The following is a 15,561-nucleotide window of genomic DNA, read 5'->3' on the forward strand; positions in this document are numbered from 1 at the left end:
TCAGGTGACTGTCCTCTTCCCCGCACTGCAGGCGACGCCGGCCAAGACCGCGCTGCGCTTCGGCGACCGCGCGCTCAGCTACACCGAACTCGCCGCGGTCGCCGGCTCGCTCGCGCAGCAGCTGCGGCCGCTGCCCCGCGTCGCGGTGTGGGCGACGCCGAGCCTGGAGACGAGCGTGGCCGTGGTCGCCGCCCTGCTCGCCGGGGTGCCCGCCGTCCCGCTCAACCCCAAACTCGGCGAGCGCGAGCTCGCACACATCGTGTCCGACAGCGCCCCGGCGCTGGTGCTCGCCGAACCGGGTGCCGTCCTGCCTGCGGGCCTGGCCGGTGTGCCGCGCCAGGACGTCGAGCTCTCCGGCAACGCCACCGAACTGCCGGCCGAACCGCACGATGAGGCAAGTGCACTCATCGTCTACACCTCGGGCACCACCGGCCCGCCGAAGGGTGTGGTGCTGCCGCGGCGGGCGATCGCCACCACGCTGGACGCGCTGGAGGACGCCTGGCAGTGGACCGCTGACGACGTGCTCGTGCACGCATTGCCGCTGTTCCACGTGCACGGGCTGATCCTCGGCATCCTCGGCCCGCTGCGCCGCGGCGGATCCGTGCGGCACCTCGGCCGGTTCTCCACCGAGGAGATCGCCAAGGCGCTCGCCGAGGACGGCACGATGATGTTCGGCGTTCCCACGATGTACCACCGGATCGCGACGGAGGTCGCAGGCGATGCCGATCTGGCGGCCGCGCTGCGCGGCGCCCGCCTGCTCGTGTCCGGTTCGGCGGCCCTGCCCGTACACGATCACCAGCGCATCACCGCGGCGACCGGTCAGCAGGTGGTCGAGCGCTACGGGATGTCGGAAACCCTGATGAACACCAGCGTTCGCGCGGACGGTGAACGCAAACCCGGCACCGTCGGCGTTCCCCTGCGGGGTGTCGAGCTGCGGCTGGTCGACGACTCCGGTGCAGCCATCGAGAGCAGCGACGGCGAGACGGTCGGCGAGATCCAGGTGCGGGGTCCCAACCTGTTCACCGAGTACCTCAACCGCCCGGACGCGACGACCGAGGCGTTCACCAGTGGGGGAGGCTGGTTCCGCACCGGAGACATGGCCACCCGGGACGCCGACGGTTACCTCCGCATCGTCGGCCGCAAGGCCACGGACATCATCAAGAGCGGCGGCTACAAGATCGGCGCAGGCGAGATCGAGAACGCGCTGCTGGAGCATCCGGGAGTCGCCGAGGTCGCGGTCACCGGCGAGCCCGACGACGACCTCGGTGAACGGATTGTGGCGTGGGTGGTACCCAGCGGCGAGCCGCCAGCAGAGCAGGATCTCGCCGACCACGTCGCCCGGCTACTCACGCCGCACAAGCGGCCGCGCACAGTGCGGTTCCTGGATTCCTTGCCCCGCAACGACATGGGCAAGGTGATGAAACGAGCGCTCAATGCGTGAGCCCACACGCTCGATCATCGACGGCGTGGCTTCGGCCTTCACCGAACTGCCCTTCGACGACACCGAAGTGTCCGCAGTGGACGGTCCTGTCGGCTGGCAGGGCTACGACGCCGCACGGCAACGCGCGGTGGAGAACACCGGCGAGCGGGAGTCGGTGGTCTGCGGTGCCGGCAAGATCGGTGACACCGAGGCAGTGTTCATCGCGTTCGAGTTCGGCTTTCTCGGCGGGTCGATCGGCGAGCGCACCGGGTACCGGATCGAGCAGGCGTTCACGCGGGCGCGGGAGCTGCGTGTGCCGGTCGTGTCGCTGATCGCGACCGGGGGAAGTCGCATGCAGGAAGGCATGCGGGCACTGGAACAGCTGCAGCACATTGCACTGCAGTCGGCGCTCACCAGAACGGCCGGGCTGCCGCAGATCGCGGTGCTGCGCGACCCCGCGACGGGCGGCGGCTGGGCGACACTGGGCGCCGGTGCCGATGTAACGCTGGCGCTGCCTGGTGCCCAGGTCGGCTTCGCCGGCTCCCGGGTGCGTCCGCCGGGCGATCCGCACGCCTACACCGCCGAATCCCAGTGGGCCACCGGTCAGGTGGACCGGCTTGTCGACCGCGCCGAGCTGCGCCCTGCACTGGAACGGTGGTTGCGGCTCCTCACGAATCCGGTCAAGGGACCCGCGGCGGCACCGGGTTCGCTCGGCGTCACGTCCTTGCCCGCGACGGGCTGGGCTGCCGTCCAGCAGGCTCGCGCGGCGCGGCGACCACGCGCACAGTCCTATCTGGACTCCTACTTCGACTGGCGGGAGGACATCAGGGGCGACCGGTGTGGTGGTGTCGATCCCGGTGTGCTGTGCGGCTTCGGCCACCGTGGTGGCAGGACGGTGGCCTACGCCGCGCAGTGCGGAACCGCCACCCGCCCGGCGGGATTCCGCACCGCGGCACGACTGGTGCGGCTCGCGGACCGGCTCGGCATCGCGGTGCTCACGCTGGTGGACACCCCGGGGGCCGCCAACGACGCCGACGCCGAGCGGGCCGGAGCAGGCCCGGCGATCGCGGAGCTGTTCGCGGCCATCGCGTCGGCGCGGGTGCCGGTGACGACGCTGGTGATCGGTGAGGGCGGCTCGGGTGGCGCACTCGCCTTCGCCGCGCCGGGGCGGACCTGGGTCACACCGGACAGCTACTTCTCGGTCACGTCGCCGGAGGCGGCGGCCTCGATCCTCAAACGCACGGCGGCGGAGGTGCCGGCCATCGCGGACCAGCTGCGGCTGCGCCCACAGGACCTCGTCGAGCTCGGCATCGCCAGGGGAATCGTCGACCCGGCGAACTGACCTTGCCGGTCAGGTCGCGACAGGCAGCTCGGCGACGCGACCGGTCCACGCGCCGTGTGGTTCCAGCCGCACCGTGCGCACGTCGTCGGGACGCCGGGCGAGCCGGACCACGAGGTAGTCGTCGGAGAGCCGCTCGGCAAGGCCCTCACCCCATTCGACCACCAGCGCGGCACGGTCGAGGTCGGTGTCGAGGTCAAGATCGTCCAGTTGCGACAGATCACCGCCGAGCCGGTAGGCATCGGCGTGCACCAGCGCCACGCCGGCTGGTCCGGCGGGATGCACGCGCGCCAGCACGAACGTCGGCGAGCTGACCCTTCCGGTCACGCCCATGCCGTCCGCGATGCCACGGGTCATGGTCGTCTTGCCAGCACCGAGCGGACCGGCGAGCAGCACCAGATCGCCCGCCCGCAGCACGCGGCCGAGCGACCGTCCGAAGTGGATCGTATCGTCGGCGGTCTGCAGCTCGATGCTCATCTGCGCCACCATCGGATCTTACGTGGGCCACGGTGCCCGTCGACACCGGAGCACGCCTGCAGCAGGTCGATGATGTGGCTGTTCACCACATCCGGCTGTTCGAGATGCACCATGTGCCCCGCGCCCCGTACTCGCACCAGTCGTGCATCCGGGAGTTCCGCCGCCATCCGCTCCGCATGCGAGTACGGCGTCAGCCGGTCGGCATCGCCGCCCACCACGAGCACATGCGCCTGTTTGAGCCCGGCCAGCGCCGCATACCGGTTGTGGGTGCTGAGTGTGTCGACGAAGTGCACGAGCTGTCGCACCGGTGTCACATCGAGCATCGCCAGCATGAAATCCACCAGCTCCGGGTCGACGTCCCTGCTGCCGAAAGCCAGGCGCCGCACGGCATGCCGGGTCAGCTGACCACCCGCGGCACGGATGAACTCGACCAGTCCGGGCTGCCAGCCGGCCAGCTCACCGACACCCCGGGTGAGCGGGTTGTACTTCGACAACAATGACCGTGTCAGCCCGCGACTACCGACCTCGCCCGCGGCCGTGGCGACCAGCACCACGCCGCAGATCTGCTCGGCGAAGAGCTCGGGCTGCTGCTGGGCGAGCTCCATGATCACCATGCCGCCCATCGAGTGTCCCAAAAGGACGATTTGCTCGTCGGGCGTGACAGCGCGGAGCACGGCGTGCAGATCGGCGGCGAGCTGTTCTATGGTGCTGTGCCGTGCTTCCGAGGGCCCGGACTGGCCATGCCCACGGTGGTCGTAGTAAACCTGCCGCACTCGCGGCAACCGCAGCGAGGCCAGTGCCCTCCGCTGGAAGTGCCAACTGTGCCGGGACAGTGCGAACCCGTGGACACCAACGACGGTCAGGGCCGGCTCACCGCCGTCCGCGGGCCCGATCTCCTCCACCGTGATCGGCGAGCCGTCATCGGCTGCGACAGTGGTGGTGCGGCCGGGCTCGAGCCGGCCGAACGGCTCGCCGTCGGCAGGTGTCTCCCCCGTGTGCAGTGGGCCCGAGGACATCACACGTCGTCCTCGCCGAGGTACCGGCGCCGCACTCGGGGGCGGTACATCCCCGTCACGATCTCGTAGTCGATGGTGCCGAGGGTGTGGGCCCACTCCCTGGCTGTCGGCTCGCCATCGTCGCCAGTACCGAAAAGCACCACCTCGGCGCCGATTTCGGGTTCGTCGTCACCACAGTCGACGACGAGCTGGTCCATGCACACCCGCCCCGCCACCGGGCGGCGCCTGCCGTCCAACCACACGCTCATCCGCCCCGACAAGGCGCGCGGCACACCGTCGGCGTAGCCGACCGGTACCAGCGCGAGGGTGGTGTCCTCGGCCGCGGTCCAGGTGTGTCCATAGGAGACGGACTCGCCCGCCGCGATCCGTTTGGTCAGCACGACACTGGACCGGAACGTCATCGCGGGGCGTAGCTTCTCCCGTTGCGGAACAGGATTGAGGCCGTACATCGCGATACCTGGCCGGACGAGGTCGAAATGCAGGTCCGGGCGGGTCAGTGTCGCGGCGGAGTTCGCCAGATGCCGCAAAGGATCGAGCCCGGCGTCACGCGCGATCGCGTAGGCATCGGCGAAACGCTCCGCCTGCCGGTCGATCGACGGGTGCCCAGGCTCGTCGGCACAGGCCAGGTGCGACCAGATCGCCACCACCTCCACAGTGGGCTCAGCAGCGGCAGCCTTCACAAGGCGTGGCCAGCTGTAGGCGGGACAACCGTTGCGGGACAACCCGGTGTCAATCTTGAGATGCACCCGGGCCCGCCGACCGACTCTGGCCGCGGCCGTGGCGATCCGCGCCAACTCGGCGGGTGAACTCGCCGAGAGGTCCACATCCTGCTCGATCGCGGCCGCATAGTCCACCTCGGGCACGTCGAGCCAACTGAACAACCGTGCCGTGACACCGGCGCGGCGCAGGTCGAGCGCCTCGGCCAGTGAGCACGTGCCCAGCCAGGTCGCACCCACCTGCAAGGCAGCCTTCGCCACGGGCAGCGCGCCGTGTCCGTAGCCGTCGGCCTTCACGATCGACATCGTCTCCGCGCCGGACGCCGCCGCGCGCGCGGCGAGCAGTCCGACGTTGTGCCGGATGGCGCCGAGGTCGATCACGACCTCGGCGCGGACGGGGTGGTCAGCATTCATAGCGGGGAAAAGTTTCCCACAGAGGGCCTAAAGATCGTGCACGAGTGCGCGTGCGTCGAGGTGGCGACGACGTGTTTCCGTACCCCGCAACGCTTCGTCAGCGCTGGGTTCGCCCAGCACAAGCGCCGCATCCCGGCCCTGCCACACCGGCGGCTCGACAGTGCCGGCGAGTGCCCACGCCGCCTGCCGCGCGGCGCCGATCGCGACGTGCTCGGCCGGTTCCGGCACCACGACGGGAACCCCGAAAACCGACGGCGCGATGGCACGCACACTCGCCGACTGCGCGGCACCGCCGATGAGGAGCACCCGACCGACCGTGATTCCGTGCTCGCGCACCGCATCGAGTCCGGCGGCCAGACCGCACAGCATCCCTTCCACGGCCGCGCGAGCCACGTTCTCCGGCGTCATGTTGGCCCGGCTCAGCCCGAACAGCGAACCCGTCACATCCGGCAGGTTCGGTGTGCGCTCGCCGTCGAGGTACGGCAGGAGCGTCAGGCCATCGGCACCCGGTGCCGCGCTGAGTGCGAGCCGGTCGAGCTCGGCCAGCTCGACGCCCAGCATGCGGGCCGCCGCGGTGAGCACCCTGGCGGCGTTGAGAGTGCAGGCCAGCGGCAGGAACCGCCCGGTCGCGTCCGCGAACCCGGCGACGGTGCCGGTGGGGTCGGCCACCGGCGTGTCGCACACGCCGAACACCGTGCCGCTCGTGCCCAGAGAGACCACGACGTCCCCGGCGCCCAGCTCCAGCGCGAGCGCGGCCGCCATGTTGTCGCCGGTGCCCGCGGAGACCAGCCTGCCGTCGGGGGTGTGACCGGCCGGCTCAGCAGGGCCGAGGACCCTGGGCAGCTCGGGACCCCGGCCACCGAACGCCTGGCTGAGAATGTCGGTGCGGTAGACGCCTTTCGCGGGCGAGAAGTAGCCGGTGCCCGACGCGTCGCCGCGGTCGGTGACCGGGTCGCCACCGGTCAGCCGCCAGGTGAGCCAGTCGTGCGGCAGCAACACCCGCGCCACACGGTCGGCGAGGCCGGGCTCGTGCTCGGCCATCCAGCGCAGCTTGGTGACCGTGAAGCTCGCCACCGGCACCGATCCCACGGCCTCCGCCCACGCCTGCGGGCCACCCAGCTCGCTGGTCAGCTCCGCCGCGGCCGTGGCCGAGCGAGTGTCGTTCCACAACAGTGCCGGACGGACGACCTCGCGGCCCTCATCGAGCGTCACCATGCCGTGCTGCTGCCCGGCAACACCGATCGCGGTGACACCGTCGAGTAGCCCACCGCTCGCGGTCTGGAACGCCGACCACCACTGCGCCGGATCGACCTCGGTCGCATCCGGGTGCTCAGCGCGCCCGCTGCGCACGACCGCACCGGTTCGCGCATTGCACACCATGACCTTCGTCGACTGCGTTGACGAGTCGACACCGGCGACCAGAACTTCATCGTTGCTGCTCATACCCCTGCTTCCCTGCTCGCTGCCACCACTACCGGATTGCCGAAAGCGCGCTATGCCTTGATTTCGTCCGTGGGTGTCTCGTCGTCGACGAGCACCAGGTCGTAGTCGCCGGAAACGGCGTACGCGTAGGTCGCCGTTCTGCCGAACTTGGAATAGTCGACCACCAGCACGTTGCGGTGCGACACCTCGAGCGCCACCTCCTTGAGTTCGGCGTACTCGCGCACCGAGTGGTACAGCCGCCCGCCCGCGACAGCAGTCGCCGACACGAAACCCACATCGGCACGCAGCCGGCGCAGCGTCGCCAGCGTGTCAGGGCCGATACAGGAGTCGAACTCGGTGTAGCGGCCGCCGAGCAGGATCACCTCGGTGTCCGCGTTGTCCCCGACGATGCGCGCGATCTCGAGCGAGTTGGTGATCAGCACGAGCCGTTCGAGCGCGGCCAGCCTGCGGGCGAGCGGGAACAGCGTGGTCGAGTCGTCGAGGAAAACGGTCTGCCCGTGCGTCACCTCACTGGCCGCCAGTGCACACAGCGCCTGCTTCTGCGGCAGGTGCAGGCCCTCCCGGAAACGCTTCGCGGTCTCCATGGTCAGCGCCGGGTACGCGGCCACCCTGCCACGCAGCTTGCGCAGCAGCTTGCGCTCGGCGAGCTCGTCGAGGTCGCGATGCATCGTCATCAGGCTCACCTGGAACCGCCCGGTGAGGTCGTCGATGCGAACCTCACCGAGCTCGATGACCGTACGCAGGATCGCCTGCCGCCGCTGTGCGACGGCTGCGTCGGGCGGGCGGGTCCTAGGCATCGTCGTGGATGCCGTTCAGCACGGACACCGTCATGGCTTCGGGAATGTCGTTCACCGGCCGGGACTCCCCCACGTGAAGCAGGCATACCGCGCCATTTCTACCAGGAGTACCCCGCGCTGTTAACAGAGAACTTGATAAGTCTTGCCTGCACCACCCGCCTCATAGTCAAATTGTTGAATAATCAGACCTATGACCAGGGAGTGGCATGGCATTACGGCACGCGGTGCTGGCGGCGTTGCTCCACGGCGAGTACAGCGGCTATCAGCTGACGAAGGTCTTCGATGTCGGTGTCGCGAACTTCTGGTACGCGGCACCGCAGCAGCTCTACGCCGAGCTCACCCGGCTCGAGCACGACGATCTGGTCACCGGCCGGGAAGTCGTCCAACAGAACCGGCCCAACAAACGCGTGTTCACGATCACCGACGACGGCCTTGCCGAGCTGCGGCGATTCGCGACAGCGCCGGCGAAACCGCTGGCCCTTCGCGACGACCTCGCGGTCAAGGTCCACGCAGTGGATCGCCTCGACCCCGAGCCGGTGATCGAGCAGCTGGAGGAACGTGCCGCCACCGCGGCGGTCAAGCTCGCCTTCTACGAACGGACGATGCGTGACCTGCGCGGCGATCTCGACGAAAGATCGTTCCTGCGCCAGGGGCGCGGCATCGGCCCCTATCTCACCTGCCAGGCAGGGCACCGCCTTGAACAGCAGACCCGCGAATGGTGTCTCACGACCGCCGACCTCCTGCGCCTGCGCGCCCGCACAGAAAAGACGGTATGACGACAATGCCGTACAGCCGTTACGTCGCAGTCGGTGACAGCCAGACCGAAGGCCTCGGCGACGGTGATGAGATCAGGGGCTACCGGGGCTGGGCCGACCGGTTCGCCGAGGAGCTCGCCCGCGTCAATCCCGGCCTGCAGTACGCCAATCTCGCCGTCCGAGGCCGACTCGCCGCCCAGATTCGCGACGAGCAGCTGGCCCCAGCGCTTGCGTTGCGGCCCGACCTCGTCACCGTCATGGGCGGCGTGAACGACCTCATCCGGCGGCGGTTCGATGCGGCACAGGTCGCCGGCTGTCTGGAGGACATGTTCGCCGCGTTCACCGTGGCGGGCGCGCACGTCGTCACGTTCACCTTCCCCGACCTGACCAGGACAACCCGCGCCGCCCGGCCGTTGCGGGCGCGGCTACTCGAACTCAACGCCCGCATCCGGGCCACCGCGGACCGCCACGGGGTGACCATTGTGGACACCTTCCCGCACACCGTGACCACGGACCCGCGGCTGTGGAGCACGGACCGGCTGCACGCGAGCCCGCTCGGGCACACCCGCATGGCCGCTGCGCTGGCGCACACACTGGACCTGCCGGGCAGCGATCCGGATTGGACATCGCCACTGCCCCCGCTGCCGCCGCGTAGCGGGCTGCACAGCGCCGGAACAGAACTGCGCTGGATCTCCTCGTTCGTCGGCCCGTGGATCTACCGCAGGCTGCGCGGCCGCTCGTCGGGCGATGGCCGCACCGCCAAACGGCCAGCGCTGGCGCCGGTCACTGTGCGGCGCGCGAGCCAGGAATAGCGGCCGGCGCGTCAGCTTTCCGCGGGCCGCGCTGATGCGGTGCCCGCGCGCAGGCCATCGAGGATGGTGCACAGCAGGCGCCGCTGCACGTCGGGGTCGTCGCGCACCTGTTCAACCGCGCGCGCGACGCTGATCAGCAGGGCGTTCAGCTCGCGCATCCCGATGTCGCTCCTGACCGCGCCGGCCGCCTGGGCTCGGGTGAGCAGGGTTTCCACCGCCGCCGCCAACTCGGTGCGCACGGCAGGGTAGGCGCCACGCTCGGCAGCCGCCTGGATGTCAACACCGTCGTTGGCCAGCGCGTCGGCGAACGACTGCTTGAGCGCCGACAGTTCCGCCCAGGTGGTGAAGAAGTCGAAGAACGCTGCGCCTGCATCGTCGGACTCCGCCAGCTGACGCGCGCTGGCGGCAAGCTGGGACAGCCGGTCCACGAACACGGCCTCGACCAGTTCGGCCTTGGTGGGGAAGTGCCGGAACACGGTGCCGATGGCCACGCCGGCCTTCCTCGCGATCTCCTCGGTGGAGGCGGCGGGGCCGTGAGCGGCGAACACGGCCTCGGCCGTCTCCAGAATGCGGGCCCGGTTCCGCCGGGCGTCGGCCCGGATCGCTTTCTCCACCACGGAAATCCCCTTCCCTTGACAAGATGAGTCTGGACTCATATTTTTCGGACATCAACCTATCAGCTACTGGGAAGGGACGGTATGCCCACCGTTGTCATGACAGGCGGAACCTCCGGGCTCGGTGAGGTCGCCGCCTCTCGCATCACGGCTTCCGGTGCCACCCTGCTGCTCGGCGCGCGGACCGCAGGCGCCAAGGGGCTCGACGTGCTGCCCCTCGACCTCGCCCAGCTGGAGTCGGTCCGGTCCTTCGCGCAGGCGGTCGACGACCGCCTCGGCGGCACCGCCGTGGACGTGCTCGTGCTCAACGCGGGCCTGTCGTTCCACGCCATCGACCAGCGCACCGCCGACGGTTTCGAAACGACCTTCGCGGTCAACCACCTCGCCCAGTACCTGCTGTTACGGCTGCTGCTGCCGCGGCTCGCCCGCGGGGCCAGAGTGGTCATCACCAGCAGCTCGACACACGACCCGGAACTGGCAGGCATCCTGCCGGCGCCCCGCCACGCGGACGCCAAGCTGCTTGCCCATCCGGACCTCGACACCGACCTCGACGAGGCGCCGCGCAACGCAGGCGGCCACGCTTACACGTCGTCCAAGCTGTGCAATGTGCTGACCGCGCAGGCACTGGCCGCGCAGCCGGAGGCGATCGACAAGGACCTGTCGGTCATCGCCTACGACCCGGGCGCCACCCCCGGCACCGGCCTGTCCCGGAACTTCAGCCCAGCCGTCCGCCTGGTCTGGTCCCTGCTCGGCTCGCCGCTTGGCAGGCTGATCCCGCGCTACAGCACCCGCGCCCAGGCAGGCGGCGCGCTGGCGGACCTCGCCCTCGGCACCGTTCGGCCGCCCTCGGGGAAGGTATACGCCTCCCTGGTCAAGGGTCGGCTGACCTGGCCTCAGCCGTCCCGCCTCGCCAGGAACGATCAGGCCAGGGACGCATTGTGGAACGACAGCGCCGCCCTCGCCGGTCTGGTCTGAACCAGTGGCGCCGGTCAGTGCGCCAGCGCCCGGACCCGGCGCAGCGCGTCCGGAACAGCGGCGAGCACGCCGGATGCGGATGCCGGGACGCCGCCTGCCGCCAGTTCGCCGGCTCGGGCGTGGACGTCCGCCGCGAGCCCGGCGGCCAGCCACGGGTCGATGCCGGATGCCAGCAGGGATCCGGTGATCCCGGACAGCACATCGCCGGATCCGGCGGTCGCCAGCCACGAGCCGCGCGCCGTGTTGACCAGCACCCGCCCGCCGGGGTCGGCGACCAGCGTGCAGTGCCCCTTGAGCAGCACGGCGGCATGGAACCGGCGGGCGGCATCCCGGACGGCACCCACCCGGTCCGCGCCCGGCGCGAACCCGGTCAGCCGTTCGAACTCGCCGTCGTGCGGGGTGAGCACGAGGGGGGTGTCCGGATCGCGCGCGTCGAGGACTTCGGGGTGCCGGGCGATGATCGTGATGGCATCGGCGTCGGCACATACGGGCACGCCCTGGCTCAGTGCGTGCGCGAGCACGTCCCGGCCGTCCCGCCCGGTGCCGATGCCGGGACCCACCACCCAGGCCTGCACCTTGCCCGCGTCGGAGATCGAACCGGTCGCCACGATCTCCGGCCAGTGCGCGCGCACCACGTCCGCGGCGGGGCCGGCGTAGCGGACCATGCCGGACGTCGCTCGCACCGCGGCTCCTGAAGCCAGCACGGCCGCGCCCGGATAGGCCGACGACCCGGCGGCGACCCCCGTCACGCCCTGGGTGTACTTGTTGTCGGCGGGGCCGGGCATCGGCCACTCGGCCGCCACGTCGGCGGCGTCGAGGCGGCGCAGGTCCGGCTCACCCAGCTCGCCGGTCAGCCCGATGTCGACCAGGACGACGTCGCCACAGCGTCCCGGATTGAGCACGTGCACCGGCTTGTACGCGCCGAACGTCACCGTGCACGTCGCGCGCACCGCGGGCCCGGTGACTGCCCCGGTGTCGGGTTCGACGCCGCTCGGCAGGTCCACCGCAAGCACCGGGGCGCTGACGTGGTCGAGCAACGCGGCGGCAGCGGGCCGCAGCGGCCCCTTCGCCGAGATGCCCACGATCCCGTCGACGACCAGATCGGCTTGCTCTATCCACTGTGGAGACTCCTCGGCCGTGAGGATCCGGCCACCGGCCCTGGTCAGTGCGGCCAGCCCCGCAGGGTGGGCCTTGTCCGGGTTCAGTAGCACTGCCGTTACACCGACACCGCGCCTGCGCAGGAAAGCGCCTGCCCACAACGCATCGCCACCGTTGTTGCCCGCACCGACGAGCAGGACGACCCTTCGCCCCGTCACCGACCCGGTGTGCTCGGCGAGCAACTCGGCAGCGCGTACCGACACCCCGTAGGCGGCACGCCGCATCAGGTCACCCTCCGGCGTCACCGCCATCAGGCGTTCCTCGGCCTGGCGAATATGGTCAGTGGTCCAGATACCCCGCACAGGGCACTGTTTACTCCACCGTCACCGACTTCGCCAGGTTGCGTGGCTTGTCCACGTCGTAGCCCCGGGTCGTGGCGATCTCGGCGGCGAACACCTGCAGCGGAACCGTGGACACCAGCGGCTGCAGCAGAGTGGGCACCGCGGGCACCTCCACCAGCTCGTCGGCGAAGGGGCGCACCGTCTCGTCGCCCTCCTCAGCGATCACGATGGTGCGGGCGCCGCGGGCCTGTATCTCGCTGATGTTGGACACCAGCTTCGCGTGCAGTACCGCGCGTCCCTTCGGCGACGGCATCACGACGACGACCGGCAGCCCGTCCTCGATCAGCGCGATGGGCCCGTGCTTGAGCTCACCTGCCGCGAAGCCCTCGGCGTGCATGTACGCAAGTTCCTTGAGCTTGAGCGCACCCTCCAGCGCGACAGGGAAACCCACGTGCCTGCCAAGGAAGAGCACCGCCTTGGAATCGGCCAGCCGCCGCCCCAGCTCCCGCACTTGATCCACCGTGGACAGTGCTTTGTGGACCGCCGCGGGCATCGCCTCCAGCTCCGCGAACTCGCGGGCGACCTCGTCCGGGTACTTGGTGCCACGGGCCTGCGCGAGCGCGAGACCGACCAGGTAGTTCGCGGCGATCTGGGCGAGGAAGGCCTTGGTGGAGGCCACGCCGATCTCGGGGCCTGCGTGCGTGTAGAGCACGGCATCGGACTCCCGCGGGATCTGCGCGCCGTTGGTGTTGCAGACGGCGAGCACCCGCGCCTTCTGCGCGCGGGCGTGCCGCACCGCCTCCAGCGTGTCGGCTGTCTCACCGGACTGCGAGACGGCGACGACCAGCGTGTCGCGGTCGAGCACCGGGTCGCGGTAGCGGAACTCGCTGGCGAGTTCCACCTCGACCGGCAGCCGGCACCAGTGTTCGATCGCGTACTTGGCGACCAGGCCGGAGTGGTAAGCCGAACCGCACGCCACGACGAACACCTTGTCGACGTCGCGCAGGTCCTGGTCGCTCAGGCGCTGCTCGTCGAGCACGATGCGGCCGGACTCGAAATGCCCGCGCAGCGTGTTGGCCAGCGCGTCGGGCTGCTCCTCGATCTCCTTCAGCATGAAGTACTCGTGGCCGCCCTTCTCGGCGGCGGAGAGGTCCCAGTTCACGGTGAACGGCTTGCCCTGTGCGGGTTCCCCCGCGAAGTCGGTGACCTCGTAGCCGTCGCGGCCGATGACGACGAGCTGGTCCTGACCGAGCTCGACGGCCTGCCGGGTGTGCTCGATGAACGCCGCGACATCGGACGCGACGAAGGTCTCGCCGTCCCCGACACCGACCACGAGCGGTGATGAGCGGCGGGCGGCAACGGCGAGGTCTGGGTGGTCAGCATGGGTGACGACCAGGGTGAACGCTCCCTCGAGCCGCCTGCAGACGGCACCGACGCTGGCCGGGAGGTCGCCCGCCGTTGGGCCGTCGTCGTAGGCGCGGGCGATCAGGTGCGCCGCGGTCTCGGTGTCGGTGTCGCTGGTCAGCTCGACACCATCGGCCTCCAGCTCGGCGCGCAGCGCGGCGAAGTTCTCGATGATCCCGTTGTGCACCACGGCCACGCGCTCACCGGCGTCGCGGTGGGGGTGCGAGTTGCGGTCGATGGGCGCGCCGTGCGTAGCCCACCGTGTGTGCCCCATGCCAGCGGTTCCGGCGAAGAGCTCACGCCCGGCGGTGTCGAGGGCGGCCTCCAGGTTGGCGAGACGACCTGCTTTGCGCTCGACCGTCAGCCGCCCCGCACCGTCCAGCACGGCGACCCCGGCCGAGTCATAGCCTCGATATTCCATTCGGCGCAAGCCACCCAGCACCACGTCGAGCGCCGGCCGATGCCCTACGTATCCCACGATTCCACACACACTCGCATTGAACACAGCGGCGCGAAGCGCCTCCGTGGGGGGTGGTGGCCGGGCGACGGGCGGGCACAGCGGCGCGAAGCGCCTCCGTGGGGGGTGGTGGCCGGGCGACGGGCGGGCACAGCGGCGCGAAGCGCCTCCGTGGGGGGTGGTAGCCGCAGCGGGTGTCCCAGCCGGCGGCGGGCTGGTCGGCTACCCTCCAGCCATGGCCAGCAAGCCGAAGCAGTTGCTCGAAGAGCTCTCCCACCCGGGACCGCACGAGGTGCTGCGCGGCGATCTCGCGCTCGTCGGCCTGCCCGGCGTGGTGTTCACCCCGCGTGCCGGGCTCAACCTGCCGGCCATCGCCTTCGGACACGGCTGGCTCCAGCCACCCGGCCGCTACCGCGAGCTGCTGCGCCACCTCGCCAGCTGGGGCATCGTCGCAGCGGCACCGGCGACGCAGCGCGGCCCGCTCCCCTCACACCGGCTTTTCGCCGCCGACCTGCGGTCCACACTGGACGTCGTGACCGGGGTGCGCCTCGGGCCCGACGGCATCAGCGTCGACCCGGCGAAGCTCGGCCTGGCCGGTCACTCGGTCGGCGGAGGCGCTGCCGTTCTCGCCGCGGCCGGTAGCGGCGAACCCGAGGTGAAGGCCGTCGCCACCATCGCGGCCGCGCAGACGATTCCGTCTGCAACAGCCGCCGCGCAGACCATCCAGATGCCCGGCCTGCACCTCGTTCCGGACAACGACCTGGTCGCCCCGGCCGCCGGCAACGCCGAAGCCATCGCCAGGGCCTGGGCGGGCCCCGTTCAGCTACGCACCATCCCCAAGTCCTCACACCTCGGCGTCACCGAGGGCATGCACTGGAGTCAGCTGCTGCTGCACGGCAAGCCGCACCGCGCTACGCAGCGTGTTGTGCGTGCGCTGTTCACCGCGTTCTTCCTCACGCACCTGACCGGCACGAGCAGCTACCGGTCACTGCTGGAGGCCGACCTGAAGGCCGCGCACCTCGATGCCAAGCTGATGCCCGCCTAGCTTCGCGCTTACTTCATCCAGTTGTTGTTGGAGAAGTCGTCGTCGTCGAACCGGTCGTCCGGGCGTGCGTGCCTGCCACGGCGCCGTGGCTCCGGGGCTTCCAGCCTCGGCTCGGGCATTGGGGCCGGGGCCGGCGGCGCCGGCTGCCGCTCACGTTGCTCGTCCTCGCCGAACTGGAACGTGTGATCGTACGACTCCGTACGCTGCAGCCACTGGTTGCCGGAGTTCGGGTCGGCCTTGGCCGCTTTTCGGTCCTCGACCAGCTTGTCGAGTTCCTTGCTGTGGGCCTCGTTCACCTGCCGACGCTGGTCGGCCCGTTCGGCGACGTGCGCGGCCGCCGTCCGGACACGCTCGGTGATGACCGTCGACTGTTCCCTGACTCGGGCCTGCGTCTCGGCCAGGCGCTCCACCAGCCTGGGATCGGCACCGGAGGTCATG

Annotated in this window: 15 protein-coding genes; 6 read left to right on the forward strand and 9 right to left on the reverse strand. The window is 70.4% G+C overall.

What is annotated here, in order from left to right:
- The first annotated feature begins 4 nt into the window (after positions 1–4).
- Together ABZ863_RS00210 and ABZ863_RS00215 are read left to right on the forward strand one after the other, a co-directional pair.
- Positions 5–1,441, forward strand: a complete 1,437-nt coding sequence (locus tag ABZ863_RS00210; RefSeq protein WP_358529043.1) for an acyl-CoA synthetase — start codon at positions 5–7, stop codon at positions 1,439–1,441.
- Positions 1,434–2,762: a carboxyl transferase domain-containing protein gene (locus ABZ863_RS00215; RefSeq protein WP_358529045.1), complete on the forward strand. Its 1,329-nt coding sequence runs from the start codon at positions 1,434–1,436 to the stop codon at positions 2,760–2,762. The genes ABZ863_RS00210 and ABZ863_RS00215 overlap by 8 nt, the downstream gene beginning before the upstream one ends.
- 9 nt (positions 2,763–2,771) lie before the next feature.
- Here the strand turns inward: ABZ863_RS00215 and tsaE are convergent, their stop codons facing one another.
- From tsaE to ABZ863_RS00240, 5 genes are read right to left on the reverse strand one after another with little or no spacing between them, the layout of a single operon-like run.
- Positions 2,772–3,245 carry a tRNA (adenosine(37)-N6)-threonylcarbamoyltransferase complex ATPase subunit type 1 TsaE gene (tsaE, locus tag ABZ863_RS00220; RefSeq protein WP_358529046.1) on the reverse strand — a complete coding sequence of 158 codons (474 nt, stop codon included), beginning with the start codon at positions 3,243–3,245 and terminating at the stop codon, positions 2,772–2,774.
- Entirely contained in the window at positions 3,233–4,252 is a 1,020-nt protein-coding gene (locus tag ABZ863_RS00225; RefSeq protein ID WP_358529049.1) for an alpha/beta hydrolase, read from the reverse strand. Before ABZ863_RS00225 ends, tsaE begins: the two co-directional genes overlap by 13 nt.
- Positions 4,252–5,382, reverse strand: a complete 1,131-nt coding sequence (gene alr / locus ABZ863_RS00230) for an alanine racemase (RefSeq protein WP_358529052.1) — start codon at positions 5,380–5,382, stop codon at positions 4,252–4,254. The genes ABZ863_RS00225 and alr overlap by 1 nt, the downstream gene beginning before the upstream one ends.
- A gap of 27 nt (positions 5,383–5,409) precedes the next feature.
- On the reverse strand, positions 5,410–6,825 hold the full coding sequence (gene xylB / locus ABZ863_RS00235) for a xylulokinase (protein WP_358529054.1): 1,416 nt from the start codon (positions 6,823–6,825) through the stop codon (positions 5,410–5,412).
- 50 nt (positions 6,826–6,875) lie between these two features.
- Positions 6,876–7,622 (reverse strand): DeoR/GlpR family DNA-binding transcription regulator, encoded by a 747-nt coding sequence (locus ABZ863_RS00240; protein ID WP_358529056.1) that lies wholly within the window; start codon positions 7,620–7,622, stop codon positions 6,876–6,878.
- Positions 7,623–7,828: 206 nt separating this feature from the next.
- On the opposite strand from ABZ863_RS00240, the gene ABZ863_RS00245 reads away from it, so the two are divergent.
- Positions 7,829–8,398: a PadR family transcriptional regulator gene (locus ABZ863_RS00245; protein ID WP_358529059.1), complete on the forward strand. Its 570-nt coding sequence runs from the start codon at positions 7,829–7,831 to the stop codon at positions 8,396–8,398.
- A gap of 5 nt (positions 8,399–8,403) precedes the next feature.
- Positions 8,404–9,189: an SGNH/GDSL hydrolase family protein gene (locus ABZ863_RS00250; RefSeq protein ID WP_358530315.1), complete on the forward strand. Its 786-nt coding sequence runs from the start codon at positions 8,404–8,406 to the stop codon at positions 9,187–9,189.
- 11 nt (positions 9,190–9,200) lie between these two features.
- On the opposite strand, the gene ABZ863_RS00255 is transcribed toward ABZ863_RS00250, so the two are convergent.
- Positions 9,201–9,806 carry a helix-turn-helix domain-containing protein gene (locus ABZ863_RS00255; protein WP_358529062.1) on the reverse strand — a complete coding sequence of 202 codons (606 nt, stop codon included), beginning with the start codon at positions 9,804–9,806 and terminating at the stop codon, positions 9,201–9,203.
- An 81-nt stretch (positions 9,807–9,887) separates the two neighbouring features.
- Here ABZ863_RS00255 and ABZ863_RS00260 point away from each other — a divergent pair, with 81 nt between their 5' ends.
- Positions 9,888–10,778 (forward strand): SDR family NAD(P)-dependent oxidoreductase, encoded by an 891-nt coding sequence (locus tag ABZ863_RS00260; RefSeq protein ID WP_358529064.1) that lies wholly within the window; start codon positions 9,888–9,890, stop codon positions 10,776–10,778.
- 14 nt (positions 10,779–10,792) lie between these two features.
- Here the strand turns inward: ABZ863_RS00260 and ABZ863_RS00265 are convergent, their stop codons facing one another.
- Positions 10,793–12,238 (reverse strand): bifunctional ADP-dependent NAD(P)H-hydrate dehydratase/NAD(P)H-hydrate epimerase, encoded by a 1,446-nt coding sequence (locus ABZ863_RS00265; RefSeq protein ID WP_358529067.1) that lies wholly within the window; start codon positions 12,236–12,238, stop codon positions 10,793–10,795.
- Between the two features lie 10 nt (positions 12,239–12,248).
- Positions 12,249–14,111 carry a glutamine--fructose-6-phosphate transaminase (isomerizing) gene (glmS, locus tag ABZ863_RS00270; RefSeq protein WP_358529069.1) on the reverse strand — a complete coding sequence of 621 codons (1,863 nt, stop codon included), beginning with the start codon at positions 14,109–14,111 and terminating at the stop codon, positions 12,249–12,251.
- 202 nt (positions 14,112–14,313) lie between these two features.
- On the opposite strand from glmS, the gene ABZ863_RS00275 reads away from it, so the two are divergent.
- Positions 14,314–15,123, forward strand: a complete 810-nt coding sequence (locus ABZ863_RS00275; protein ID WP_358529072.1) for an alpha/beta hydrolase — start codon at positions 14,314–14,316, stop codon at positions 15,121–15,123.
- Between the two features lie 8 nt (positions 15,124–15,131).
- Here ABZ863_RS00275 and ABZ863_RS00280 read toward each other — a convergent pair whose 3' ends face one another.
- Positions 15,132–15,560, reverse strand: a complete 429-nt coding sequence (locus ABZ863_RS00280; RefSeq protein WP_358529075.1) for a hypothetical protein — start codon at positions 15,558–15,560, stop codon at positions 15,132–15,134.
- Position 15,561 lies beyond the last annotated feature (1 nt).

The sequence above is a fragment of the Saccharomonospora sp. NPDC046836 genome, assembly GCF_040645195.1.
GTDB lineage: Bacteria > Actinomycetota > Actinomycetes > Mycobacteriales > Pseudonocardiaceae > Prauserella_A.

Excerpts from the sequence above, each read along its gene's own strand:
- ABZ863_RS00215 (WP_358529045.1), top strand. The coding sequence starts at position 1,434 with ATGCGTGAGCCCACACGCTCGATCATCGACGGCGTGGCTTCGGCCTTC.
- ABZ863_RS00225 (WP_358529049.1), bottom strand. The coding sequence starts at position 4,252 with ATGTCCTCGGGCCCACTGCACACGGGGGAGACACCTGCCGACGGCGAG.
- ABZ863_RS00240 (WP_358529056.1), bottom strand. The coding sequence starts at position 7,622 with ATGCCTAGGACCCGCCCGCCCGACGCAGCCGTCGCACAGCGGCGGCAG.
- ABZ863_RS00250 (WP_358530315.1), top strand. The coding sequence starts at position 8,404 with ATGCCGTACAGCCGTTACGTCGCAGTCGGTGACAGCCAGACCGAAGGC.
- ABZ863_RS00260 (WP_358529064.1), top strand. The coding sequence starts at position 9,888 with ATGCCCACCGTTGTCATGACAGGCGGAACCTCCGGGCTCGGTGAGGTC.
- alr (WP_358529052.1), bottom strand. The coding sequence starts at position 5,382 with ATGAATGCTGACCACCCCGTCCGCGCCGAGGTCGTGATCGACCTCGGC.
- ABZ863_RS00245 (WP_358529059.1), top strand. The coding sequence starts at position 7,829 with ATGGCATTACGGCACGCGGTGCTGGCGGCGTTGCTCCACGGCGAGTAC.
- ABZ863_RS00280 (WP_358529075.1), bottom strand. The coding sequence starts at position 15,560 with ATGACCTCCGGTGCCGATCCCAGGCTGGTGGAGCGCCTGGCCGAGACG.
- xylB (WP_358529054.1), bottom strand. The coding sequence starts at position 6,825 with ATGAGCAGCAACGATGAAGTTCTGGTCGCCGGTGTCGACTCGTCAACG.
- ABZ863_RS00275 (WP_358529072.1), top strand. The coding sequence starts at position 14,314 with ATGGCCAGCAAGCCGAAGCAGTTGCTCGAAGAGCTCTCCCACCCGGGA.